Consider the following 25,939-nt stretch of genomic DNA (forward strand, 5'->3'; position numbering starts at 1 on the left):
GAAGATGCAAACATTTCTTCTCTCAATTTTTCTTATTCTCCAATATTTTCAAAAAATCAGAAGGCTAGGATGCTCTGTTTGCTGGGATTTTTAATACAAGTAATCTTCTCGAGTTTGAAAATTATCCTATGTTTGCAGGTGCCAAATGGCCCTTTTTTTGGTATAATTTTTTATAATGAAAACGATTGGTAATCGCTATGTTGTGGTGGATTTAGAGGCAACTAGCACAGGTAGTAAGGCTAAAATTATCCAAGTGGGAATTGTTGTGATTGAGGATGGAAAAATCGTTGATCACTATACGACGGATGTCAATCCACATGAACCCTTGGATGCTCATATCAAAGAACTGACAGGATTGACAGATCAACGTCTGACGCAAGCACCTGATTTTTCGCAAGTTGCTAGAAAAATCTTTGACTTGGTAGAGGATGGGATTTTTGTAGCCCATAATGTTCAGTTTGATGCCAATCTCTTGGCGGAAAATTTATTTTTTGAAGGCTATGAACTAAAAAATCCTCGTGTTGACACGGTCGAATTGGCTCAGGTCTTTTTCCCTGAACTGGAAAAATATAGTTTGCCGATATTGTGTCGAGAATTAGGAATTCCTCTTAAACACGCTCACACAGCCCTTTCAGATGCCCAAGCTACTGCGGAATTACTCTTATTTCTACGGGAAAAGATGGCCCAGCTTCCTAAAGGTCTCTTGGAACGCTTGCTGGAAATGGCTGACGCTCTCTTATATGAGTCCTACCTAGTTATTGAAGAAATTTTTCGAAACCAATCTATCCTTAGTTCTCCAGACTTGATCCAAGTTCAAGGGCTATATTTCAAGAAAACTGCAGCTCCCAATGAGCCACGAAAACTATCCCAAGATTTTTCTAAAAATATTTCTTTGTTGAACCTTGAAGTGAGGGAACGACAAGAAAGTTTTGCTAAAGAGGTTGGCTTGCTATTGAAAGATGAGCCTGTCTCTCTGATTCAAGCGCCGACTGGGATTGGGAAAACCTATGGCTATCTCTTACCCGCTTTGTCCCAAGTAAAAGAGCGTCAGATTGTCCTTAGCGTTCCGACAAAGATTCTTCAAAATCAAATCATGGAAGAAGAAAGTAAACATCTCAAGGAAGTATTCCGTACAGATATTCATTCTTTAAAGGGGCCACAAAATTACCTGAAGTTGGATGCCTTTTATCGTTCCTTGCAGGAAAATGATGAAAATCGCTTATTTAGACGCTTTAAAATGCAACTCTTAGTTTGGTTGACAGAGACAGAGACAGGGGATTTGGATGAGATTGGCCAACTCTACCGTTACCAACATTTTCTAACAGACCTTCGTCATGACGGGAATTTATCATCTCATAGCTTATTTGTGACGGAAGATTTTTGGAAACGTAGTCAAGAAAGGGCACAAACCTGCAAGCTTTTAGTGACCAATCATGCCTATCTTGTAACCAGACTTGAAGATAATCCTGAATTTGTCAGTGACCGTTTATTGATTATTGATGAAGTTCAAAAGATTTTGTTAGCTCTAGAAAATCTGCTTCAAGAGACCTACGATATCCAGTCTATTATCAATTTGCTTGATAAGGCTCTACTGGAGGAGCAAAATAAGGTCCAGCAACGAATACTAGAAAGTATTCGCTTTGAGTGCCTCTACTTGATAGAACAATTTCAGTCTGGCAAATCTAGGAAAAATATCTTAGATTCTCTTGCCAATCTCCACCAGTATTTTTCAGAATTAGAAGTAGAAGGCTTTGGGGAACTGGTCCGCTATTTTACAGCTGACCGAGATTACTGGCTTGAAGCAACTGAAACGAGTCAAAAGAAAATTCAGATTTCTTCTACCAAATCAGGCCGTATTCTTCTATCTTCCTTAGTGCCTGATTCATGTCAAGTCTTGGGAGTGTCGGCCACTCTTGAGATTAGTCAGAGAGTTTCTTTGGCCGACCTTTTAGGCTATCCTGAAGCCAAATTTGTCAAGATTGAAGCTTGTAGAAAACAGGACCAAGAAGTGGTCTTGGTCAAAGATTTCCATCTGGTGACAGAAACTTCCTTAGAAGTCTATGCCAAAGAAGTATCTGATTTACTAGTGGAAATTCAAGCTTTCCAGCAACCAATTTTGGTTCTCTTTACTGCTAAAGACATGCTTCTAGCAGTATCTGATTTACTTCCAGTTAGCCATTTGGCCCAGTATAAAAATGGAGATGTTCATCAGCTTAAGAAGCGCTTTGAAAAAGGTGAACAACAAATCCTGCTTGGTGCAGCAAGTTTCTGGGAGGGAGTTGATTTTTCTAGTCATCCTTTTGTGATTCAAGTTGTACCAAGACTTCCTTTCCAAAATCCCCAAGAGCCCTTGACGAAAAAAATCAATCAGGAATTGATTCAAGAAGGAAAAAATGCCTTTTATGATTATCAGTTGCCAATGGCTATTATTCGTTTAAAACAGGCTTTGGGAAGAAGTATGAGACGCGAACACCAACGTTCCTTGACTCTTATTTTGGATAGGAGAATTGTCGGAAAGCGATATGGCAAACAAATAGTAGCATCTCTAGCAAAAGAAGTGACTGTTAAAACCGTCTCTCAATCCGAAGTTGATGAGACTATTGATAAATTTTTAAATGAACTTTGATAAATAGTATAGTATGAAAGTATAAGGTTAGTATATATGAAACGTTCTCTCGACTCTAGAGTCGATTATAGTTTGCTCTTGCCAGTGTTTTTTCTACTGGTTATTGGCGTAGTGGCTATCTACATAGCCGTTAGTCATGATTATCCAAACAATATTCTGCCCATTTTAGGGCAGCAGGTCGCCTGGATTGCCTTGGGGCTTGTGATTGGTTTTATCGTCATGCTCTTTAATACAGAATTTCTTTGGAAGGTGACTCCTTTTCTATATATTTTAGGCTTGGGTCTCATGGTTTTACCTATCGTCTTTTATAATCCAAGTTTAGTTGCCTCAACGGGTGCCAAAAACTGGGTATCGGTAAATGGTATCACCTTGTTCCAGCCGTCAGAATTTATGAAGATATCCTATATCCTCATGTTGGCCCGTGTCATTGTCCAGTTCACAAAAAAACATAAGGAATGGAGACGCACAGTTCCACTGGACTTCTTGTTGATTTTTTGGATGATTCTCTTTACCATTCCAGTCTTAGTTCTTTTGGCACTTCAAAGTGACTTAGGAACTGCCTTGGTTTTTGTAGCTATTTTCTCAGGAATCGTTTTATTATCAGGGGTTTCTTGGAAAATTATTATTCCAGTATTTGTGACTGCGGTAACAGGAATTGCTGGATTCTTAGCCATTTTTATCAGCAAGGACGGTCGTGCTTTTCTCCATCAATTGGGGATGCCTACCTATCAAATCAATCGTATCTTGGCTTGGCTTAATCCCTTTGACTTTGCTCAAACAACCACTTACCAGCAAGCTCAAGGACAAATTGCTATTGGGAGTGGTGGCTTGTTTGGTCAGGGGTTTAATGCTTCGAATCTGCTTATCCCAGTTCGAGAGTCGGATATGATTTTCACGGTTATCGCAGAAGATTTTGGCTTTATTGGCTCTGTCCTTGTTATTGCCCTTTACCTCATGCTCATTTACCGTATGTTGAAGATTACTCTCAAATCAAATAACCAGTTCTACACCTATATTTCCACAGGTTTGATTATGATGTTGCTTTTCCACATCTTTGAAAATATCGGTGCTGTGACGGGCTTGCTTCCTTTGACTGGGATTCCTCTGCCTTTCATTTCTCAAGGAGGGTCGGCTATTATTAGTAATTTGATTGGTGTTGGCTTGCTTTTATCGATGAGTTACCAGACCAATCTAGCTGAAGAAAAGAGTGGAAAAGTCCCATTCAAGAGGAAAAAGGTTGTACTAAAACGGATTAAATAAGGAGAAAATCATGGTTAAAGTAGCCGTTATGTTAGCTCAGGGCTTTGAAGAAATTGAAGCTTTGACAGTTGTAGATGTCTTGCGTCGAGCAAGTATCACTTGTGATATGGTAGGATTTGAGGAGCAAGTAACAGGTTCGCACGCAATCCAAGTCAGAGCAGATCGTGTATTTGATGGTGATTTATCAGACTATGACATGATTGTACTTCCTGGTGGAATGCCTGGTTCTGCACATTTGCGTGACAATCAGGCCTTGATTCAAGAATTGCAAAGTTTCGAGCAAAAAGGAAAGAAATTGGCAGCCATTTGTGCGGCGCCAATTGCGCTCAATCAAGCAGGGCTATTGAAAAACAAGGAATACACTTGTTATGATGGCGTTCAAGAGCAAATCCTTGATGGGCAATACGTCAAGGAAACAGTAGTGGTAGATGGTCATTTGACAACCAGTCGAGGTCCCTCGACAGCCCTTGCCTTTGCCTACGAGTTAGTGGATCAATTAGGGGGAGACGCAGAGAGTTTACGAACTGGAATGCTCTATCGAGATGTCTTTGGTAAAGAACAGTAAAACGGGAGTCAACCTCTCGTTTTTTTACTTGGAAAAATCTAGGAAATCATCGCTTTTTTCATAAAAAAATGCTATAATGAAGGGTATGAAATATCACGATTACATCTGGGATTTAGGTGGAACTTTACTGGATAATTATGAAACTTCAACAGCTGCATTTGTTGAAACTTTAGCGCTGTATGGTATCACACAGGACCATGACAGCGTCTATCAGGCTTTAAAGGTTTCTACTGATTTTGCGATTGAGACATTCGCTCCCAATTTAGAGCATTTTTTAGAAAAGTACAAGGAAAATGAAGCCAGAGAGCTAGAACATCCGATTTTGTTTGATGGAGTTGCTGATTTATTGAAAGATATCTCAAATCAAGGTGGCCGTCATTTTTTGGTCTCTCATCGAAATGATCAGGTCTTAGAAATTTTAGAAAAAACCTCTATAGCAGCCTATTTTACGGAAGTAGTGACTTCTAACTCAGGCTTTAAGAGAAAACCAAACCCTGAGTCCATGATTTATTTAAGGGAAAAGTATCAGATTAGCTCTGGTCTTGTCATTGGTGATCGACCGATTGATATTGAAGCAGGGCAATCTGCAGGACTAGCTACCCACTTGTTTACCAGTATCGTGAATTTAAGACAAGTATTAGACATGTAAGAAAAAGGAATAAGATGACAGAAGAAATCAAAAATCTGCAGGCACAGGATTATGATGCCAGTCAAATTCAAGTTTTAGAAGGCCTAGAAGCTGTTCGTATGCGTCCAGGAATGTATATCGGATCAACCTCAAAAGAAGGTCTTCACCATCTAGTCTGGGAAATTGTTGATAACTCAATTGACGAGGCCTTGGCAGGATTTGCCAACCATATCCAAGTTTTTATTGAGCCAGATGATTCGATTACTGTTGTTGATGATGGGCGTGGTATCCCAGTCGATATTCAGGAAAAAACCGGTCGACCTGCCGTTGAGACTGTCTTTACTGTCCTTCACGCTGGAGGAAAGTTTGGCGGTGGCGGCTATAAGGTTTCAGGTGGTCTTCACGGTGTAGGTTCATCAGTAGTAAACGCCCTCTCCACTCAATTAGATGTTCATGTCCATAAAAATGGTAAGATTCATTACCAAGAATACCGTCGTGGTCATGTTGTCGCAGACCTTGAGGTGGTTGGAGATACAGATAAAACGGGAACAACTGTTCACTTCACACCAGACCCAGAAATTTTTACTGAAACAACAACCTTTGATTTTGATAAATTAAATAAACGGATTCAAGAGTTGGCCTTTCTAAATCGTGGTCTTCAAATCTCCATCACAGATAAGCGTGAGGGGTTAGAACAAACTAAGCATTACCACTATGAAGGTGGGATTGCTAGCTACGTTGAATATATCAATGAGAACAAGGATGTAATCTTTGATACACCAATTTACACAGATGGTGAGATGGAGGATATCACAGTTGAAGTAGCCATGCAGTACACAACGGGTTACCATGAAAATGTTATGAGTTTTGCCAACAATATTCATACCCATGAAGGTGGAACGCATGAACAAGGTTTCCGTACAGCCTTGACTCGTGTTATCAACGATTATGCTCGTAAAAATAAGTTGCTTAAAGATAATGAAGACAACTTAACAGGGGAAGATGTTCGTGAAGGATTAACTGCGGTGATTTCAGTTAAGCACCCAAATCCACAGTTTGAAGGACAAACTAAGACCAAACTGGGAAACAGCGAAGTGGTCAAGATTACCAATCGCCTCTTCAGCGATGCCTTCTCTGATTTCCTTATGGAAAATCCGCAGATTGCCAAACGTATCGTGGAAAAAGGGATTTTGGCTGCTAAGGCTCGTGTGGCTGCCAAGCGTGCGCGTGAGGTAACTCGTAAAAAATCTGGTTTGGAAATTTCCAACCTTCCAGGTAAACTAGCAGACTGTTCTTCTAACAATCCTGCTGAAACAGAACTCTTCATCGTCGAAGGAGACTCAGCTGGTGGGTCAGCCAAATCTGGTCGTAACCGTGAATTTCAAGCAATCCTTCCAATTCGCGGTAAGATTTTGAACGTTGAAAAAGCAAGTATGGATAAGATTCTAGCTAACGAAGAAATTCGTAGTCTTTTCACAGCGATGGGAACAGGATTTGGTGCAGAATTTGATGTTTCAAAAGCCCGTTACCAAAAACTTGTTTTGATGACCGATGCCGATGTCGATGGAGCCCACATTCGTACCCTTCTTTTAACCTTGATTTATCGTTATATGAAACCAATCCTAGAAGCTGGTTATGTTTATATTGCTCAACCACCAATCTATGGTGTCAAAGTTGGAAGTGAGATTAAAGAATATATCCAGCCAGGAGCAGATCAAGAAATCAAACTCCAAGAAGCCTTAGCCCGTTATAGCGAGGGACGTACTAAACCAACTATTCAGCGTTATAAAGGTCTTGGTGAAATGGATGACCACCAATTGTGGGAAACAACTATGGATCCTGAGCATCGCTTGATGGCCAGAGTTTCTGTGGATGATGCTGCAGAGGCAGATAAAATCTTTGATATGTTGATGGGAGATCGAGTAGAACCTCGTCGTGAGTTTATAGAAGAAAATGCCGTCTATAGTACACTGGATGTCTAAAAAATCGGGAGAAGTAGTTCCCTTGGTCTAAAAAATATGATATAATCATTACGATTGTTTCAAGTAAAAAAGGAGTTTAATATGTCTGCTAGACTAGTAATTTATCTAATCATTGCAATCGCAGTTTTATTGATTGTTGCATATGCTATCGCAATCTACGTACGAAAACGCAATGAAAGTAAATTAGCAATTTTAGAAGAAAAAAAAGAAGAGCTGTACAATCTTCCAGTTAATGATGAGGTTGAAGCTGTAAAAAACATGCACTTAATTGGACAAAGTCAGGTGACTTTCCGCGAATGGAATCAAAAATGGGTTGACCTATCTCTTAATTCTTTTGCCGATATTGAAAATAATCTTTTTGAGGCAGAAGGTTATAACAACTCATTCCGTTTTTTCAAAGCTAGTCATCAAATTGATCAAATCGAGAGCCAAATTACCTTGATTGAAGAAGATATTGCATCAATTCGCAATGCCTTGGCAGATTTGGAGAAACAAGAGTCTAAAAATAGTGGACGTGTTCTGCATACCTTGGACTTGTTTGAAGAGTTACAACACAGAGTTGCTGATCATTCTGAAGAATATGGACAAGGCTTATCTGAAATTGAAAAGCAATTGGAAAATATCCAATCAGAGTTTTCTCAGTTTGTAACTTTAAATTCGTCCGGTGACCCAGTAGAAGCTGCTGTGATTTTGGATAATGCTGAAAATCATATTTTGGCTTTGACCCATATTGTTGATCGTATACCAGCAGTCGTAACAACATTATCTAAAGAGCTACCTGATCAGCTAGAAGATTTAGAGGATGGCTATCGTAAACTTTTAGATGCTAATTATCATTTTGCTGAAACGGATATTGAAGCGCGTTTCCAACTGCTTTATGAAGCTCTCAAGAAAAATCATGAGAATATTGCGCAATTAGAATTGGATAATGCAGAGTACGAAAATACTCAAATCCAAGAAGAGATTAATGCACTTTATGATATTTTTACACGAGAAATTGCTGCACAGAAAGTGGTAGAAGGTTTAGTAGCAACACTTCCTACTTATCTTAAACATATGAAAGATAGTAATACTGTTTTAGTGGATGATATTCAACGATTAAGCCAGAATTATCTACTTTCTGAAACAGATGTTAGTCATGTTCATAGATTACAAGCTGAATTAGACTCTTTGGAAGAATCTGTATTAGCATTAACTTCTGAACAAGAGGAATATTCTGAGCCATATTCATTACTTGAAGAACGTTTGGAAAACTTACAAGCAACTTTGAAAGAAATTGAGGATGAGCAAGTTGAACTTAGTCAACGTCTTGCTCAGATTGAAAAAGATGATATCAATGCTCGTCAAAAGGCAAATGTTTATGTTAATCGTCTTCATACGATTAAGAGATATATGGAAAAACGCAATCTTCCAGGTATTCCTCAGAATTTCTTACAGTTGTTCTTTACAGCAAGTAACCATACAGAAGAGTTAATGGCTGAACTAGAAGAAGCCCAGGGCAATATCGAAGTTGTAAACCGTATGCTTGAGATTACAACAAATGATATGGAAGCACTTGAAGATGAAACTTATGATATTGTTAAATATGCAACTTTGACTGAACAATTACTACAGTATTCGAACCGTTACCGCTCATTTGATGAACGAATTCAAGAGGCCTTTAATGAATCATTAGAAATCTTTGAAAAAGAATTTGATTACCATGCTTCATTTGATAAGATTTCGCAAGCTTTGGAAGTTGCAGAACCTGGTGTAACCAACCGTTTTGTTACTTCATATGAAAAGACACGTGAGACAATTCGTTTCTAAAATAATAAAAAAGATTTGGTTTTGTGAGAAGCAGAACCAAATCTTTTTTATTAATTGTCTATAAAATCTTGTATGATAAAATCTTAAGATAAAAAATTGGAGACGATTTAAAAAGCAAGTAAGAACCTAGTTTTGTGTTATAAGGTTCAAAAAACTTTTTAATCTCTCCAAAATGTTATTTGGTTGGAATCGAAATTTCAATTAATTTCTCTGAGTAGAGGGTTTTGATATTGGCCTCATCAATAGAGTCCTTATCAATTTTACGTTTCAAGAAAAATTCTTGAATAGCTTCGATTTCAGTTTCGCGAATAGCACGGTGTTTGTTTGAAATGAGGATTTCATAGTGAAGCGGAGCTTGGGTAAAAATAACATCTGTATTTCCCGCAGAATAGACCTCAACAAGGGTTGCATCGGTACTTTCTAGCTGGCTTTTTACAAGTTGCGAGTGTGAGTTTGTTGTATTGATAAGCTTCATAACATTTCCTCCGATTTTCTAATTCTATTATAGCACTTTTTGAATAAAGTAGCTTGATTTAGTCAACCTTATGCTGTTTTTTCCAAGATTGGATTGCCCATTTATGGCTACCACGTTTAAGATTTTCAATAGCCTCGTCAATAGGGAACCAGGCAATATGATTAAAATCTTCTAGTGGTTTTTGCACTTCTTTGAAAGAAGTCGCTTCATAGAGGTAGGCAGGATTGTAGTAGTAGGTGTCACGGTGACGAGAGTAGAAATATTCGTCAGCTTGTCCGTAATAGGCACCAATTTCAGCTGTAAAGCCAAGTTCTTCAATCAATTCACGCTTTAGGGCTTCCTGATGATTTTCACCTGCTTCAATTTCGCCACCTGGTAGGAACCAAGCACCATTGGGTGCTTGAACAAGAACAATTTGTTTTTGTTCAGCGTCAGGGATAACAGCATATACGCCATAACGAGCAACATAGTCTGTATTCGCTTTTTTTTCTCCGAAAGTTGGGTTTGCCATTGCGTTTTCCTCATTATCTATTATCTTTATTATTATCTTAATGGACAAAGGCCGAGCTGTCAAGAACTTATAGTTATTTTAGTAAAAAAGAGCAGAAAATTTTCATTTTCTACTCCTTTTCGATAGGATTTATACTTCTTTTTCAGAAGTTTTCACTTCAGCTTTTTTAGCAGATTTGATTTGAATGTTACCCTTGCTGGTCATCACTGCCTTGAGGTCTTTTTCGCTTGGATTTTCAAGGTAGTAGTCAGTGATTGCGTCCTCAATATAGTCTTGAATAGTACGACGAAGTGGGCGTGCTCCCATTTTTGGATCATAACCGAGGTCAACCAATTTTTCCTTGACCTTTTCAGTTACATCCAAATGAATGTTGTTGCTAGAAAGGCGCTTGTTAACGTCTGCTAGCATAAGCTCGACAATCTGAAGGAGGTTGTCCTTGCTGAGAGCCTTAAATTCGATAATACCATCAAAACGGTTCATAAACTCTGGGCTAAAGAAGTTACCGAGTTCACCGAGAACAGAGTTGGTACGTCCTTCTCTGGCAGCCCCAAATCCAACGCTGGCTTCGGCCTTACCTGTACCTGCATTTGAAGTCATGATGATGATGGCATCCTTGAAGCTAACGGTACGTCCTTGCCCATCTGTCAAACGACCATCGTCCAAGACCTGGAGGAACATGTGCATAACATCTGGATGGGCTTTCTCTACTTCATCCAAGAGAATAAGAGAATACGGATTGCGGCGAACTTTTTCAGTTAATTGCCCAGCCTCATCGTAGCCAACATAACCTGGAGGGGCACCGACCAACTTAGCCACGCTGTGTTTTTCCATGTATTCGCTCATGTCAAAGCGAATCATGCTGTCAGCAGAACCAAAGAGTTCGATAGCTAGTTGTTTGGAAAGTTCTGTCTTACCGACACCAGTTGGCCCAACGAAGAGGAAGCTTCCAATTGGACGGTTTGGTGTACCGAGACCGACACGATTACGGCGAATAGCTTTGGCTATCTTATCAACTGCATCGTCCTGTCCAATAACATGAGACTTGAGGTCTTCAGCTAGATGGATGAGTTGAGATTGTTCTTTCTCTTTCAAATCGCCAACAGGAATGTTGGTTTTCTGCTCGATAATGTGCTCAATGGTTTTCTCACTGATGATAGGAGTATCTTGGTCTGTGACCTTCTTCTTTTGCATTTCCTTATACTTGGCAATCTGGTCGCGGAAATAAGCCGCCTTCTCAAAATCTTCCTCTCGTGTAGCTTGAGATTTAAGATTTTCAGCCTCAATCAAACGTTGATCAATTACTTTAGGATCCACAAAATTCAAGGTCAAGTTCATTTTAGAACCAGCTTCATCTAAGAGGTCAATAGCCTTGTCAGGTAAGAAGCGATCTTGGATGTAACGATTGGAAAGAGTTGCAGCTGCTTCAATTGCAGCATCGGTATACTGAACGTGGTGGTAGTCTTCGTATTTCTTTTGAATGCCTTTGAGGATAGTGATTGTTTCTTGCACCGTTGGTTCATCAACCTTAACAGGTTGCATACGACGCTCTAGGGCGGCATCTTTTTCAATGATACGGTATTCATTGAGGGTAGTGGCACCGACCAGTTGCAGTTCCCCACGAGCAAGGGCTGGCTTGAGGATATTTCCTGCATCCATATTGCCATCGCCTGCAGAACCTGCACCGACAATTTCATGGATTTCATCGATAAAGAGGATAATATCCTCACGTTTGCGAATTTCTTCCATGAGTTTTTGCATGCGTTCTTCAAATTGTCCTCGAATACCCGTTCCTTGAACCAAGCTAACCACATCCAGACGGATGACTTGTTTGCCTTGGAGTTTATGTGGAACATCACCATCAACGATTTTCTGAGCTAGACCTTCGACAACGGCAGTTTTTCCGACACCAGGTTCACCGATAAGAACAGGATTATTCTTGGTTCTGCGATTGAGAATTTCGATGACACGGATAATCTCATCGTCGCGCCCAATAACGGGGTCAATATCTCCACGACGGGCAATTTCAGTTACGTTGATACCAAATTCTTCCAGCAGGCCTTTTTCTTGGCTTGGTGGAGGAGTTTGAGCAGGTCCACGATTTTGGGAACCATAACCACCGTTTCCACCATAACCTCCACCTGATTGAGTTGGGGGAGTCGGAGGAGTATTGCTAGCAGGTCTAAAATTGTTTAGGTCATTGAAGAAATCTCCGAAAGGATCAAAGTCACGATTGTTCAAATCTGTCATACCTTTGAAGAGACTATTATTAGGATCTGTTTTGATAATCTTATAGCAGTTTTGACAGAGGTCAATTTGTTTTTGCTTTCCATTAAGATTGGTATAAAGATGAATTGTTGAGTCGTTTATTTTACAGTTTTGACAAAGCATACATCTACCTCATTTCTTTCTTTCTTTAGGCTGACCTGTTTAAAGGTCAAAAATAGTCAAATTTCTATACTCTCATTATAACAGGATTGGGGTGTAAAGCAAGTAAAAAGATTGAAGCTTTGAGAAGTTGTTACAATGAAAATCTTCGTGGATTTGGACTATAAAAAAATCCTATTTGTGAGACAAAAAGGATTTTGGTTAGACATGCAGGGTGTAATCCCAGCTTGTTTTGTATTAGTAAAGTAGTTCGTAAATCTCCATTGCAATCAAGTCAATGCTGTCAAACGTATAAGTTTCGCGAGCTTCGACATCACGAAGGGTAAAGATTGAGCCGTTTTCTTCGTCGTGGCTATATGCAACTTCTGCAACAACAACTCCTTCACGTTCAAAATTACGTTTTAAATTTCCGCCGTCTTTTGCCATTGCTTCAAGGCGGTTGATGATTCTAACCAAATGTGATTCCATTTTGATTCTCCTTCATTTCTTATCGTTACTATTTTACCATAAAGGAGGCCAACTTGCCTAGAAAAAACTAAGATTTCTCGCTAATTCTACCAGCTTAAAGTTTTTTTGAATAAATTAGACAAAAGATTTGAATTTTAATTCATTACATGTTATAATCATACAGTATTCTATTTTAGAAAGCAGTGTGACTATGAATTTTTCTTTTTTACCAAAGTATTTACCTTATTTTAACTACGGGGCTGTCGTGACGGTTCTCATTTCTATCTGTGTGGTCTTTTTAGGAACCATTCTGGGTGTTGTCTTGGCTTTTGGGCAACGTTCAAAGTTTAAACCGCTTGTCTGGCTCGCCAACTTGTACGTTTGGATTTTCCGCGGGACACCGATGATGGTTCAGATTATGATTGCCTTTGCCCTTATGCACATCAATGCTCCGACTATTCAGGTTGGGATTTTGGGTGTTGATCTTTCTCGTCTGATTCCAGGGATTTTGATTATCTCTATGAACAGTGGTGCTTATGTTTCTGAGACTGTTCGGGCTGGGATTAATGCGGTTCCAAAAGGTCAACTAGAGGCGGCCTATTCTTTAGGGATCCGTCCTAAAAATGCGATGCGCTATGTGATTTTGCCACAAGCTATCAAAAATATCTTGCCAGCATTGGGAAACGAATTTATCACTATTATCAAGGATAGTTCTCTCTTATCAGCTATTGGTGTCATGGAGTTGTGGAATGGGGCTACAACAGTTTCTACAACAACCTATCTACCTTTAACACCACTTTTATTTGCAGCCTTTTACTACTTGATTATGACCTCTATTTTGACAGTAGCCTTGAAATCTTTTGAAAAACGTATGGGACAAGGAGATAAGAAATAATGACAGAAACCTTGATAAAAATTGAAAATTTACATAAATCCTTTGGAAAGAATGAAGTATTGAAGGGCATCAGCCTCGAGATTAAACGTGGAGAGGTTGTCGTTATCATCGGTCCTTCAGGGAGTGGGAAATCTACCTTGCTTCGCTCTATGAATTTGTTGGAAGAAGCAACCAATGGGAAGGTTATCTTTGAGGGAGTTGATATTACGGACAAGAAGAATGACCTGTTTGCTATGCGTGAGAAGATGGGGATGGTTTTCCAACAATTTAATCTCTTTCCTAATATGACTGTGATGGAAAATATCACTTTGTCTCCTATCAAGACCAAAGGTGAAAGTAAGGAAGTTGCAGAGAAGAGAGCTCAGGAACTTTTGGAAAAAGTTGGTTTACCAGATAAGGCAACTGCTTATCCACAGAGTTTGTCAGGTGGTCAGCAACAGCGGATTGCTATTGCGCGTGGTTTAGCTATGGAACCTGATGTTTTGCTCTTTGACGAGCCAACTTCAGCCCTGGACCCTGAAATGGTAGGTGAGGTGTTGGCTGTTATGCAAGACTTAGCCAAATCAGGAATGACCATGGTTATCGTAACACATGAGATGGGATTTGCCCGTGAGGTGGCAGATCGTGTCATCTTTATGGCAGACGGCGTGGTTGTTGAAGATGGAACACCTGAACAGATTTTTGAACAAACCCAAGAACAACGGACTAAAGACTTCTTGAGTAAGGTTTTATAAGTTAGCTTTGCTGAGCTGTTTGTAATCAGTTTTAAACTTTCACGAAAAGATTAGTGAAAAGCTCGACCAGAGCTTTTTCTTATAGTTTGAAACTATAGGGTAGCCTAGGAAAGAAGTGTTAGAGGGGAGCAGTAGTTTTTGGTATAATGGAAGATATTTGAAAGAAAAGAGAAGTGATATGACACAGATTATTGATGGGAAGGCTCTAGCAGCTAAGTTACAAGGACAGCTGGCTGAAAAGACTGCAAGATTAAAGGAAGAAACGGGGCTAGTACCTGGTTTGGTAGTGATTTTGGTTGGGGACAACCCTGCCAGCCAAGTCTATGTTCGGAACAAGGAGAGGTCAGCCCTTGCGGCTGGTTTCCGTAGCGAAGTATTGCGAGTTCCAGAGACTATTAGTCAAGCGGAGTTGTTAGATTTGATTGTTGAATACAATCAAGATCCGGCTTGGCATGGGATATTGGTACAGTTACCATTACCAAAACATATTGATGAGGAGGCAGTTCTATTGGCTATTGACCCAGAAAAGGATGTGGATGGTTTCCATCCTCTAAATATGGGACGTCTTTGGTCTGGTCATCCAGTCATGATTCCTTCGACACCTGCAGGAATTATGGAAATGTTTCATGAATATGGGGTTGACTTGGAAGGTAAAAATGCGGTCGTCATCGGTCGTTCCAATATCGTTGGAAAACCTATGGCCCAGCTTCTTTTGGCCAAGAATGCTACAGTGACTTTGACACACTCACGGACTCATAATCTTGCCAAGGTGGCTGCTAAAGCAGATATTCTGGTGGTAGCAATCGGTCGTGCCAAGTTTGTGACTGCTGACTTTGTCAAACCTGGTGCGGTTGTCATTGATGTCGGGATGAACCGCGATGAAAATGGGAAGCTCTGTGGGGATGTTGATTATGAGGCGGTTGCCCCACTTGCTAGCCACATTACGCCAGTCCCTGGAGGTGTCGGTCCTATGACCATTACTATGCTGATGGAGCAAACTTATCAAGCAGCACTTCGGACATTGGATAGAAAATAAGAGAAAAATTTTCTGAGGAAAGTGTATTTTCTATAGCTATATCTAAAATGGCAGAAATGAATATTAAATTTTAGGAATAAGTTTATAAAAGGAGGTATGCGCCTCCTTTTTGTTGTATAATGGAGTGAGGTGATTAGATGATTTTAAAAATTTATAATGGGGAATATAGTTTACAATGGGATGGAATATACTACTTAGCACTAATTGATTATCCAAATATTCAAGAGTGGGAATTAGAAAAAATTGCTAAATTTATAGCTTACGAAAAACTTCATAAACGTCAAACAAGTATTGAGTGTGCTGATTCTTGTTTAAAAAAAGAAATTTTAGATTACATCTGTCAGCATTCCTTTCTGCCACCATTTACCCCTACAGATAAAATAGTAGCCTCGACTTATGATCTATATAAGAGCTTAGTGACTTCAGACTACTGTAGTCATACTACGACTATAGATGCAGCAATTTCTATATTTAAAACAGGCCAGCTCTTGTCTGCTGTGAAAGCCTTTGGGCGAGATGCTGAGGAGTTGGTTTTGGATAGTCGTAATGCTGCATCGGATCCGATAGATTATTTTGACTATGTCATGTTAGGGTGGTCAAATACAAGTTCTGGTTATCGATTAGCGATGGAACGTTTATTAGGTCGAGCTCCTTCAGAGAAAGAATTACAAGACAAGTTTATTCCTGGAGTGAGTTTTCATTTTATCTATACAGATTTGATTAAACTTACTGGTTATATTTTTGATGGCTACCATGTTGCAAAAATTAAGGACATGTTGAATTTATTTAGTGAGTTATATATTTGCATTATTCCAACTCATAATAAGAGCCAATTTGAAAATATTATTCCAAGTCAATTACTGGATAGGGTGTATTATCTTGACCATGATGGAGAAGGTTTGGAAGAGTGGACTAAAAAAGTGTATCGGATTGTCTTAAAACAATCAGGTAAAGGATAGTCGAGGAAAAAAGATGAAAGTGATTGATCAAGCTCTACTAGAAAAAGTCATTATTGAACGTTCTCGTACAAGTCATAAAGGAAATTACGGTCGTCTACTGTTACTTGGAGGTACCTATCCTTATGGTGGTGCCATCATCATGGCTGCTTTGGCTGCTGTTAAAAGTGGAGCTGGTTTGGTGACCGTTGGAACAGATAGGGAAAATATCCCTGCTTTGCACAGTCATTTACCTGAGGCCATGGCCTTTTCTCTTCAAGACCAGCAACTGTTAAAAGAGCAGTTGGAGAAGGCAGAAATGGTCTTAGTGGGGCCTGGTTTACGAGACGATGCTTTTGGAGAAAATCTAGTAAAACAGGTCTTTGCTAGCTTAAAAAAGAATCAGATTTTGATTGTAGACGGAGGGGCCTTAACCATCCTTGCTAGGACAAGTTTGTCATTTCCGTCTAACCAGCTTATCCTAACTCCCCACCAAAAAGAATGGGAAAAATTATCTGGAATTACGATTGAAAATCAAAGCGAAGATGCAACAGCTAGTGCCCTGACTTCCTTCCCTCAAGGAACAATTTTGGTGGAGAAAGGTCCAGCTACTCGTATTTGGCAAGTTAGCCAATCTGATTATTACCAGTTACAGGTTGGCGGTCCCTATCAGGCGACTGGGGGAATGGGAGATACTCTGGCTGGGATGATCGCAGGATTTGCAGGCCAATTTCGACAGGCCAGTCTCTACGAACGTGTGGCAGTAGCAACCCATCTTCATTCAGCCATAGCCCAAGAACTATCTCAAGAACATTATGTGGTCTTGCCGACGGAAATCAGCAGTCTTCTTCCCAAAAAAATGAAAAAAATATCTCAAAAAGGCACCTGATTGTTTCAGGCGCCTTTATATCTTTTAGAAAAATCCTTTAATCTTTCCAACGAGGCCATCTAGACCTTCAGAACCAGAAATCAACTGCTGAGCTTGAGAGAAGTATTCTCCAAGTTGGTCTTGATTTTCTGCAACAAATGTTTTTGCAGCTTCGAAATCTTTTGTTTCGATTAATTCTTTTACTTGGTTAAACAAATCTAATGGGTTCATCTTATTTCTCCTTTTCTGTACTTAACTATTTAATCATCTTTATGATAAAAAATCAACTGTTGCTGCTTTGGGCTAGGACATGTTTTTATCTACAAGTTCTCATAACTAAGATTCTAACTACCAAAACAAGGTGGACATAAAAATAAAAATGTTCGGGTTTTTCTAGTGTATCCATGAAATAAAAACGGATACATGTTATAATAGAAATAGCTCTTTAATGGAGGTGTTTGAGTGGAAAATCTGAAGAAAATGGCAGGCATCAAGGCTGCTGAATTTGTCAAGGATGGCATGGTTATCGGACTGGGAACAGGTTCAACTGCCTATTATTTTGTCGAAGAAATCGGTCGTCGTATCAAGGAAGAAGGGTTGCAGATTACGGCTGTAACGACCTCTAGTGTGACTAGTAAACAGGCTGAAGGGCTCAATATCCCGCTCAAGTCTATTGACCAAGTGGATTTTGTCGATGTGACAGTCGACGGGGCGGATGAAGTGGATAGCCAGTTTAACGGAATCAAAGGCGGTGGTGGTGCCCTTCTCATGGAGAAGGTTGTGGCAACGCCTTCAAAAGAATATATTTGGGTGGTGGATGAAAGCAAGCTGGTCGAGAAACTGGGTGCTTTTAAATTGCCAGTAGAAGTGGTTCAGTATGGCGCAGAACAGGTTTTTCGTCGTTTTGAGCGAGCTGGCTACAAACCAAGTTTCCGTGAAAAAGACGGCCAACGTTTTGTGACTGATATGCAGAATTTTATCATTGACCTTGCCTTAGATGTCATTGAAGATCCAATTACTTTCGGACAAGAATTGGACCATGTCGTTGGTGTTGTAGAGCACGGCTTATTCAACCAAATGGTGGATAAGGTCATCGTTGCTGGACGAGACGGAGTTCAGATTTTAACTTCAACAAAAGCAAGATAACTAAAATAATAAGGAGATAAACTATGTCAAAATTTAATCGTATTCACTTGGTGGTATTAGATTCTGTAGGAATCGGTGCTGCACCAGATGCTAATAACTTTGTCAATGCAGGAGTTCCAGATGGAGCTTCTGACACACTGGGACACATTTCAAAAGCAGTTGGTTTGAATGTCCCAAACATGGCTAAAATTGGTCTTGGAAATATTCCTCGAGAAACTCCTCTTAAGACTGTTCCAGCTGAAAGTAATCCAACAGGATATGCAACAAAATTGGAAGAAGTATCTCTTGGTAAGGATACCATGACTGGACACTGGGAAATCATGGGCCTTAACATTACAGAACCTTTCGATACTTTCTGGAATGGATTCCCAGAAGAAATCTTGACAAAAATCGAAGAATTCTCAGGACGCAAGGTTATTCGTGAAGCTAACAAACCTTACTCAGGAACAGCCGTTATCGATGACTTTGGACCACGCCAGATGGAAACTGGGGAGTTGATTATCTATACTTCAGCTGACCCTGTTTTGCAAATTGCTGCCCACGAAGATATCATTCCTTTGGATGAATTGTACCGTATCTGTGAATACGCTCGTTCGATCACCCTTGAGCGCCCAGCCCTTCTGGGACGTATCATTGCCCGTCCATATGTTGGTGAGCCAGGTAACTTCACTCGTACAGCAAACCGTCGTGACTTGGCTGTATCTCCATTTGCACCGACTGTTTTGGATAAATTGAATGAAGCTGGTATCGATACTTACGCTGTTGGTAAAATCAATGATATCTTTAACGGTGCTGGTATCAACCATGACATGGGCCACAACAAGTCAAATAGCCACGGAATTGATACATTATTGAAGACCATGGGACTTGATGAATTTGAAAAAGGATTCTCCTTCACAAACTTAGTTGACTTTGATGCTCTTTACGGCCACCGTCGTAATGCTCACGGTTATCGTGATTGCTTGCATGAGTTTGATGAACGCTTGCCTGAAATTATCGCAGCCATGAGAGAGAACGACCTTCTCTTGATTACTGCGGACCATGGAAATGACCCAACCTATGCAGGAACTGACCACACTCGTGAATATATTCCATTGTTGGTCTACAGCCCTGCCTTTAAAGGGAACGGTTTGCTACCAGTCGGACATTTTGCAGATATCTCAGCGACTGTTGCTGATAACTTTGGTGTTGAAACTGCCATGATTGGGGAAAGTTTCTTAGATAAATTGGTATAAGATGACGCACTATGCTTTGCTAGTGAGAGGCATTAATGTTGGTGGCAAGAATAAGGTCGTTATGACGGAACTTCATCAAGAATTGACAGAGTTGGGACTGGAAAAGGTTGAAACCTACATCAACAGTGGCAATATTTTCTTTACTTCGACAGACCCCAAAGCCCGATTGGTTGAAAAGTTAGAGACTTTCTTTGGAATTCATTATCCATTTATTCAGAGTTTTTCCCTACTGACTCAAAAAGACTATGAAGCAGAAGTCGAGAATCTGCCAGCTTGGTGGACCAAAGACCTGGCTCGAAAAGATGTCCTCTTCTACACGAAGGGCTTGGATGTGGATCAAGTGATCGAGAAAGTGAACAGTTTGGAACTGGAAGATGAAGTCGTTCATTTTGGAAAACTTGGTATTTTCTGGGGAAAATACTCCGAAGAATCGTACTACGAAACGGCCTATCACAAATACTTACTCAAGATGCCTTTCTACCGCCAAATCACCATTCGTAATGCTAAAACTTTTGACAAAATCGGTCAAATGCTAAAAAACTAATAAAGGAGACACACAATGATATTTTTAGATAAAATCAAGGAAACAGCTGCCTTCCTGAAAGACAAGGGAATCCAAGTACCTGAGTTCGGTCTAATCCTTGGATCAGGGCTTGGAGAACTTGCAGAAGAAATCGAAAATCCAGTTGTAGTAGACTATGCTGAGATTCCAAACTGGGGCCGCTCTACAGTAGTTGGTCACGCTGGTAAATTGGTATATGGAGAACTTGCAGGTCGAAAAGTCTTGGCTCTTCAAGGTCGTTTCCATTTCTATGAAGGAAATCCTCTTGAAGTCGTGACTTTCCCAGTTCGTGTCATGAAAGTTCTTGGATGTGAAGGTGTTATTGTAACCAATGCTGCTGGCGGTATTGGATTTGGTCCTGGTACCTTGATGGCTATCTCAGACCATATTAACATGACGGGGCAAAACCCATTGATGGGTGAAAACTTGGATGATTTTGGTCCTCGTTTTCCAGATATGTCTAAGGCCTACACACCAGAATACCGTGCTACTGCCCATGAAGTGGCTAAAAAACTTGGTATCAAGCTTGATGAAGGTGTCTATATCGGTGTAACTGGTCCGACTTATGAAACACCAGCAGAAATCCGTGCTTATAAGACGCTGGGAGCAGATGCAGTTGGTATGTCGACTGTTCCTGAAGTTATTGTGGCAGCCCACTCAGGCTTGAAAGTTCTGGGAATTTCATGTATCACTAACTTTGCGGCTGGATTCCAAGAAGAACTGAACCACGAAGAAGTTGTAGAAGTGACTGAACGTGTTAAAGGCGACTTTAAAGGCTTGCTTAAAGCGATTCTTGCTGAATTGTAATCATGTTAATAGAATTGAGGAGTATTTTTCGAAAGATTCCTTATAATTTTAGATTATTCCTAGCAGTAATTCTGCAAGGAATAGTTTCGGGTTTATCTGGTATAGTTCTCCATTATCTTTTAGAGATGGTGGAGGAGCTAGCTTTTGGTCAGTCAGAGCATCATACTGGATTTTTGACAGATGGAGTTTCCTCGTTACGGATAGGACTAAGTTTAATAATCGTGGGTCTTGGTTCATCCTTGGTCTGGTATTTCTTGCAAAAAGGGTCGAAGATTTATTCCATCAAAGCTCAGATGAAGGATGAGACTTCACAATACAAGCTTCATTTTCTAAAACAGCTATTTCATTCAATTTGGCAGATCATTGCAGTTGGAGGGGGAGCCCCTATTGGCAAAGAAGCTGCACCACGAGAAATTGGAACTCTATTTGCAGGACCAATTGGAAAAATATGTATACTGTCTATGAAGGATCGCATCTTTCTCCTTGCTTGTGGTGCTGGTGCTGGTTTAGCGGCTGTTTATCAGGTTCCATTAACAAGTGTCTTCTTTGTTTTTGAAACCCTAGGAATTGCTCTATCTATTAAACGATTTGTCTTAGTCGGTTTGACTACTTATGTCTCAACCTATATAGCAGGCTTGGTTATTTCAGATCAGGCTCTCTACCAGATTCCATCGATCACATGGTCATTAAAGGAAATATGGATTATTCCCTTATTACTTCTTTTCTTAACCCCACCAGCTTGGCTTTTTGGTCGCTTAAGTAAGGCAGCGTCTTCAAACAGAATAAAAGATAAACGAGTACTTCTCACATTGCCTACAGCTTTTCTTTTTCTTATTGGATTAGCAAGTTATTTTCCACATCTACTTGGAAATGGACGTATGATGGCTCAGGAAGTATTGAATGGTAGCAATGGCAAAACAGTACTCCTTTTGTTTATATTAAAAGCATTAGTTGTTCTTATTATTCTGTGGGCAGGGGCCTATGGTGGTACCCTTACACCATCTTTTGCCTTGGGGATGGCTGGAACTGCTCTCTTGGGCATGATTCTAGGTTTGGACAGTCAGCCAACCACTTTACTTTTGGGATCTGTTTGCTTTTTATCTGTGACCTTGAGAGCGCCCATTTCTGCAACCGGATTAGTTATAGGCTTCACTGGAATCGGTTTAGATTCCCTTCCGTATCTCTTAGTAACAGCTGTTTTAGCCTATGAATTTGCAAAAATGTTAGACCGTTTTTCTTGGACTAACATACTGTGTAAGATGTCAAAGAATAGAGTAATAAGATAGAGAACGACCATTTCTTCTAATCAAAGATTTATTTTAAAAGATTAAAAGCTATTGTCAATTTATCAATAACTGTTTGAAAAAAATGTAGTAGGCTTATCGGAGTCATGATTGAATACGATTTTTCCTAGCTATGAAATATAAAAAAAGAAAGGTAGAGCGCGTGTTCTAATTTGAACACGAGCGGAAAACTTTTCTAAAAACTCAGAAGAGAAGGGGAGTTCGGATTTGAATAGAAGCTGCTCTAATCTTCTCAATATCATCGAAATTAAGAAAGAAAGGAATTGAACTCACCCTAAAAGCAGTGGGAAAAAGATAGTTGGTCTAGCGAGCATCGCTCACTGCACCCAACTCCTATTTTCCCTTTGCTTTTTGACGGGTTTGGTATCTTTCTGATTATAAATTTTAGAATAAAGAAAGGATGGGCAAACTGTATTCACTGAACTGAATACGGGCGGAGAACTGTGTAAAAAAGATAAACTGTCTAGCATCTGCGATGCGTCGTCAGTTTCCTATTTTTACTTTGTTCTCTGTCGCCCTTTATATCTTAACTATGTCTATCCATATTGCTGCTCAGCAGGGTGAAATTGCTGATAAAATTCTTCTTCCTGGGGATCCTCTTCGTGCTAAGTTTATTGCGGAGAATTTCCTTGAAGATGCTGTTTGTTTTAACGAAGTGCGTAACATGTTTGGTTACACTGGTACTTACAAGGGTCACATTGTATCAGTCATGGGAACTGGTATGGGAATGCCATCCATCTCTATCTATGCGCGTGAGTTGATTGTTGACTACGGTGTGAAAAAATTGATCCGTGTGGGAACAGCAGGTTCATTGAATGAAGATGTTCACGTCCGTGAATTGGTTTTGGCGCAGGCAGCTGCAACCAACTCTAACATCATCCGCAATGACTGGCCACAGTACGATTTCCCACAAATCGCTAGTTTTGATTTGCTTGATAAGGCCTACCATATCGCTAAAGAACTCGGTATGACCACCCACGTTGGGAACGTTTTGTCTTCTGATGTCTTTTATTCAAACTACTTTGAAAAGAACATCGAACTTGGTAAATGGGGAGTCAAGGCTGTGGAAATGGAAGCAGCAGCCCTTTACTATCTGGCAGCCCAACACCATGTTGACGCGCTAGCTATTATGACAATCTCTGATAGCTTGGTTAATCCAGACGAAGACACAACTGCAGAAGAACGTCAAAATACCTTCACTGATATGATGAAGGTTGGATTAGAAACCTTGATTGCAGAGTAATTATATCTAAAAAGGAAGCCCTTCTTTATGAATTGGAGGACTTCCTTTTCTTATCTAGAAATTGATCTATCTCTCTTTGGTTTCGAAGAATAGTGACTTTATGTGAGTATTCTTGGCAAAGTTTTTGGTAATTCTCTTTTTGAGCTTTAGTCCGTCCATCCCAGAGAATCCAACGAATAAATTCCCAGTTGAATTGCTCGGGGCATCCCTTAGCCATACTTTCTCTCACTTTTCCTCTGTATTTTAAATAGCGCTTAAAGGCTCTTAGCAAACAATTCCAAGCAGAGAAGTTTAAAAAGATGATTTGGTCAGCTTCCTGCATTCTTTCCTCGTAATAGCACCAAGAATAATTCCCATCAATGACCCAATCTTCATGCTTGGTGAGAAAGCTTTTCATCTCGGTCAACATCCATTCGCGGTCACTGTCTTGCCAACCAGGTTGAAATTGGAGTGTGTCCATGTGAAGTTTTGGGATGGAGTAGTAGAGAGATAACTTTTCAGCTAGCGTTGACTTACCAGCACCAGAATATCCGATAATTGCGATTTTCATTTTCTACCCTTTCCTATTTGGAGACAAAAAAACAGCCTCTATGGACTGTTTCTTATTTAGCAAGTTTAGCTGAAAGACGAGCTTTATCGCGGCTTGCTTTGTTTTTGTGAATCAAACCTTTAGTTTCTGCTTTATCGATAGCTGAGCTAGCAGCACGGAAAAGTTCTTCAGATGGGTTTGCTTCGAAAGCTTTGATAGCAGTACGCATAGCTGATTTTTGAGCTGAGTTCTTTTCGTTTTGTTTAACGTTCAATTCAGCGCGTTTGATAGCTGATTTAATGTTTGCCAATGTTCTTACCTCCATTTTTACTAACTATACCATTATATCTGAAAACTTACGTTTTGACAAGGGAAAATTACTTTTTTAAGTAAATTTCATCGATTTCATGGTTCTTTGTTTTATGCAGAATCACTTCTGCACGATTTCTAGTTGGTTCAATATAATTTTGTAGATTTGTGAGATTGATACTGGTCCAGACTTGATGGGCAAAGGATTCCACTTCCCCAATTGGCATTTGAGTAAAACGATAATAGTAGCTATCAGGGTCGTTTTGGGCTAGGCTCAGCATCTTCAAGAAACGGTCTAGATACCAACTCTCGATGTCATCGACTGCAGCATCAACATAGATGGAAAAGTCAAAGAAGTCAGTAATGTAGAGACGCTCGTTTTGTGGATTTTGAAAGACATTTATTCCCTCAACAATGACAAAATCAGCAGCTTTGACGCTTTGCTTTTCCTCGGGTACGATGTCGTAGACTTCATGAGAATAGACAGGAATATCTACATCTTGTCCATTTTTGATGTGATCCAGGAAGTTGAGAAGAGCTTCCATATCATAGCTTTCAGGAAATCCTTTACGATTTAAAATTCCTTGCTCAGTCAAGGTCTGGTTGGGATAGAGAAAGCCATCAGTTGTTACCAAGTCAACCGTAGCATCTGTAAGGGTACGGGACAGTAGGATTTGAAGTAGGCGACTGGTTGTGGATTTTCCAACGGCAACACTCCCAGAAACCCCAATGATAAAAGGCTGGGCTTTGCTTTCACGTTGAAGGAAAATTCCTTTTGAAAATGCCAAATCATCCTTGGTACGCTTGTAAATCTGGATGAGATGGGCTAGGGGAAGATAGACATCGGTCACATCCTGCAGGCTAATCTGGTCATTAAAACTCTTGATGGATTCTAATTCCTCTTCTGTCAAAGGAGGTGTCGTCTTTCGATGTAAAGATTGCCAAGTCTGGCGGCTGATTTTTTCAAAATGTAAAAATTCGTTGGTCATTTGTTTTCCCCTAGATATTTTGTCTATCATACCATAAAAAGCTAAAAAAATAAAGCGGTTTCTTGATGATAGTAAGCTAATATCGTATAATAAAGGTAGATAGAGACTGAACAATTGAATGATGAAGTAGGAGATAGTTTCTGCTGATTTATAAGCTAATAAAGGTTTTTTTTAGTTCACAACTGATAGGAGGTGTACTATGAAAATCTTAAAACGTTACATATTGGAACTCTGTTTTATTTTAAGTTTTGCACTACCTTTTTTAAAAGGAGCGAATGCGGATAATGGTAGACGTTTTGTGGAAACCTATTACGGTTTTACTTTTTTGATGGAACATGCCATTGTAACAGCTGTCTTTATCTGTTCGCTCTTGATTGCTTTCTTCCTAAAAAAACGGTGGACGAAATGGCTTGCTGCTGGTAGTTATCTATTTTTGATTTTGTGGCTTGCTACTGAAGGGTATCTCATCCGTATGTCGCTAGAAGATTTGATACGACTTTGGACAAGTTTGGAAATCCTGACACAAACTTATCAGTTGGGCTTTTATCTAAACATCCTGTTGGGAATTTTGTTGATAATAAAGTATTTGAAGGTTAAGCAATAGTCATAAAAATGAGCCTAATTATAGATGATAAATGTGTTGTTTTATCCTAATTATG

Annotated in this window: 25 protein-coding genes and 1 pseudogene; 18 read left to right on the plus strand and 8 right to left on the minus strand. The window is 39.8% G+C overall.

Annotated features, from left to right (window positions below):
• The first annotated feature begins 175 nt into the window (after nt 1-175).
• The 6 genes from B7699_RS05910 (at nt 176) to ezrA (ending at nt 8,870) form a co-directional block, all read left to right on the plus strand.
• Nucleotides 176-2,626 carry a bifunctional DnaQ family exonuclease/ATP-dependent helicase gene (locus B7699_RS05910; protein WP_084927455.1) on the plus strand — a complete coding sequence of 817 codons (2,451 nt, stop codon included), beginning with the start codon at nt 176-178 and terminating at the stop codon, nt 2,624-2,626.
• A 36-nt stretch (nt 2,627-2,662) separates the two neighbouring features.
• Nucleotides 2,663-3,886: an FtsW/RodA/SpoVE family cell cycle protein gene (locus B7699_RS05915; RefSeq protein WP_084927457.1), complete on the plus strand. Its 1,224-nt coding sequence runs from the start codon at nt 2,663-2,665 to the stop codon at nt 3,884-3,886.
• A gap of 10 nt (nt 3,887-3,896) precedes the next feature.
• Nucleotides 3,897-4,451: a DJ-1 family glyoxalase III gene (locus tag B7699_RS05920; RefSeq protein WP_084927459.1), complete on the plus strand. Its 555-nt coding sequence runs from the start codon at nt 3,897-3,899 to the stop codon at nt 4,449-4,451.
• Nucleotides 4,452-4,536: 85 nt separating this feature from the next.
• A complete protein-coding gene (locus B7699_RS05925; RefSeq protein ID WP_192852006.1) occupies nt 4,537-5,100 on the plus strand; it encodes an HAD family hydrolase in 564 nt (187 codons plus the stop codon).
• 14 nt (nt 5,101-5,114) lie between these two features.
• Nucleotides 5,115-7,061, plus strand: a complete 1,947-nt coding sequence (gene gyrB / locus B7699_RS05930; protein ID WP_084927463.1) for a DNA topoisomerase (ATP-hydrolyzing) subunit B — start codon at nt 5,115-5,117, stop codon at nt 7,059-7,061.
• An 81-nt stretch (nt 7,062-7,142) separates the two neighbouring features.
• On the plus strand, nt 7,143-8,870 hold the full coding sequence (gene ezrA, locus B7699_RS05935; protein WP_084927465.1) for a septation ring formation regulator EzrA: 1,728 nt from the start codon (nt 7,143-7,145) through the stop codon (nt 8,868-8,870).
• A gap of 175 nt (nt 8,871-9,045) precedes the next feature.
• On the opposite strand, the gene B7699_RS05940 is transcribed toward ezrA, so the two are convergent.
• The 4 genes from B7699_RS05940 to B7699_RS05955 form a co-directional block, all read right to left on the minus strand.
• On the minus strand, nt 9,046-9,345 hold the full coding sequence (locus tag B7699_RS05940) for a DUF1827 family protein (protein WP_084927467.1): 300 nt from the start codon (nt 9,343-9,345) through the stop codon (nt 9,046-9,048).
• A 58-nt stretch (nt 9,346-9,403) separates the two neighbouring features.
• Complete coding sequence (locus B7699_RS05945; protein ID WP_084927469.1) at nt 9,404-9,856, minus strand: NUDIX hydrolase; 453 nt, start codon at nt 9,854-9,856, stop codon at nt 9,404-9,406.
• A gap of 129 nt (nt 9,857-9,985) precedes the next feature.
• Nucleotides 9,986-12,244, minus strand: coding sequence for an ATP-dependent Clp protease ATP-binding subunit (locus tag B7699_RS05950; protein ID WP_084927470.1), 2,259 nt, complete (start codon nt 12,242-12,244; stop codon nt 9,986-9,988).
• 234 nt (nt 12,245-12,478) lie between these two features.
• Entirely contained in the window at nt 12,479-12,709 is a 231-nt protein-coding gene (locus B7699_RS05955) for a DUF1797 family protein (RefSeq protein ID WP_000443570.1), read from the minus strand.
• Between the two features lie 190 nt (nt 12,710-12,899).
• Between B7699_RS05955 and B7699_RS05960 the strand changes: the two genes are divergently transcribed.
• The 5 genes from B7699_RS05960 (at nt 12,900) to B7699_RS05980 (ending at nt 17,177) form a co-directional block, all read left to right on the plus strand.
• Nucleotides 12,900-13,583: an amino acid ABC transporter permease gene (locus tag B7699_RS05960; protein WP_020902949.1), complete on the plus strand. Its 684-nt coding sequence runs from the start codon at nt 12,900-12,902 to the stop codon at nt 13,581-13,583.
• Nucleotides 13,583-14,317, plus strand: a complete 735-nt coding sequence (locus B7699_RS05965) for an amino acid ABC transporter ATP-binding protein (RefSeq protein WP_084927472.1) — start codon at nt 13,583-13,585, stop codon at nt 14,315-14,317. The genes B7699_RS05960 and B7699_RS05965 overlap by 1 nt, the downstream gene beginning before the upstream one ends.
• 178 nt (nt 14,318-14,495) lie before the next feature.
• Nucleotides 14,496-15,353 (plus strand): bifunctional methylenetetrahydrofolate dehydrogenase/methenyltetrahydrofolate cyclohydrolase, encoded by an 858-nt coding sequence (locus B7699_RS05970; RefSeq protein WP_192852007.1) that lies wholly within the window; start codon nt 14,496-14,498, stop codon nt 15,351-15,353.
• A 137-nt stretch (nt 15,354-15,490) separates the two neighbouring features.
• A complete protein-coding gene (locus tag B7699_RS05975; RefSeq protein ID WP_084927475.1) occupies nt 15,491-16,312 on the plus strand; it encodes a phosphate ABC transporter ATPase in 822 nt (273 codons plus the stop codon).
• A gap of 13 nt (nt 16,313-16,325) precedes the next feature.
• Entirely contained in the window at nt 16,326-17,177 is an 852-nt protein-coding gene (locus B7699_RS05980; protein ID WP_084927477.1) for an NAD(P)H-hydrate dehydratase, read from the plus strand.
• A gap of 24 nt (nt 17,178-17,201) precedes the next feature.
• Here the strand turns inward: B7699_RS05980 and B7699_RS05985 are convergent, their stop codons facing one another.
• Nucleotides 17,202-17,387 carry a hypothetical protein gene (locus B7699_RS05985; protein WP_001068557.1) on the minus strand — a complete coding sequence of 62 codons (186 nt, stop codon included), beginning with the start codon at nt 17,385-17,387 and terminating at the stop codon, nt 17,202-17,204.
• A 231-nt stretch (nt 17,388-17,618) separates the two neighbouring features.
• Here B7699_RS05985 and rpiA point away from each other — a divergent pair, with 231 nt between their 5' ends.
• From rpiA to deoD, 6 genes and pseudogenes are all read left to right on the plus strand, one after another.
• The gene (rpiA, locus tag B7699_RS05990) at nt 17,619-18,302 is read left to right on the plus strand and encodes a ribose-5-phosphate isomerase RpiA (protein WP_084927479.1); all 684 of its coding nucleotides are present in this window, start codon (nt 17,619-17,621) and stop codon (nt 18,300-18,302) included.
• 23 nt (nt 18,303-18,325) lie between these two features.
• Nucleotides 18,326-19,537, plus strand: coding sequence for a phosphopentomutase (locus B7699_RS05995; protein ID WP_084927481.1), 1,212 nt, complete (start codon nt 18,326-18,328; stop codon nt 19,535-19,537).
• A 1-nt stretch (nt 19,538) separates the two neighbouring features.
• Nucleotides 19,539-20,100, plus strand: a pseudogene (locus B7699_RS06000) (DUF1697 domain-containing protein).
• A complete protein-coding gene (locus B7699_RS06005) occupies nt 20,097-20,906 on the plus strand; it encodes a purine-nucleoside phosphorylase (protein ID WP_084927483.1) in 810 nt (269 codons plus the stop codon). The pseudogene B7699_RS06000 and the gene B7699_RS06005 overlap by 4 nt, the downstream one beginning before the upstream one ends.
• A 2-nt stretch (nt 20,907-20,908) precedes the next feature.
• A complete protein-coding gene (locus B7699_RS06010) occupies nt 20,909-22,192 on the plus strand; it encodes a chloride channel protein (RefSeq protein ID WP_084927485.1) in 1,284 nt (427 codons plus the stop codon).
• A 550-nt stretch (nt 22,193-22,742) separates the two neighbouring features.
• Nucleotides 22,743-23,453 (plus strand): purine-nucleoside phosphorylase, encoded by a 711-nt coding sequence (gene deoD / locus B7699_RS06015; RefSeq protein WP_084927691.1) that lies wholly within the window; start codon nt 22,743-22,745, stop codon nt 23,451-23,453.
• Nucleotides 23,454-23,478: 25 nt separating this feature from the next.
• Here deoD and B7699_RS06020 read toward each other — a convergent pair whose 3' ends face one another.
• The 3 genes from B7699_RS06020 to coaA form a co-directional block, all read right to left on the minus strand.
• On the minus strand, nt 23,479-24,003 hold the full coding sequence (locus B7699_RS06020; protein WP_084927487.1) for a DNA topology modulation protein: 525 nt from the start codon (nt 24,001-24,003) through the stop codon (nt 23,479-23,481).
• A 52-nt stretch (nt 24,004-24,055) separates the two neighbouring features.
• A complete protein-coding gene (rpsT, locus tag B7699_RS06025; RefSeq protein WP_001274000.1) occupies nt 24,056-24,292 on the minus strand; it encodes a 30S ribosomal protein S20 in 237 nt (78 codons plus the stop codon).
• 67 nt (nt 24,293-24,359) lie between these two features.
• A complete protein-coding gene (gene coaA, locus B7699_RS06030; RefSeq protein ID WP_084927488.1) occupies nt 24,360-25,280 on the minus strand; it encodes a type I pantothenate kinase in 921 nt (306 codons plus the stop codon).
• A 199-nt stretch (nt 25,281-25,479) separates the two neighbouring features.
• Here coaA and B7699_RS06035 point away from each other — a divergent pair, with 199 nt between their 5' ends.
• Nucleotides 25,480-25,884: a hypothetical protein gene (locus tag B7699_RS06035; RefSeq protein WP_084927490.1), complete on the plus strand. Its 405-nt coding sequence runs from the start codon at nt 25,480-25,482 to the stop codon at nt 25,882-25,884.
• Nucleotides 25,885-25,939 lie beyond the last annotated feature (55 nt).

This window comes from Streptococcus mitis (genome assembly GCF_002096835.1).
Taxonomy (GTDB): Bacteria; Bacillota; Bacilli; order Lactobacillales; family Streptococcaceae; genus Streptococcus; species Streptococcus mitis_W.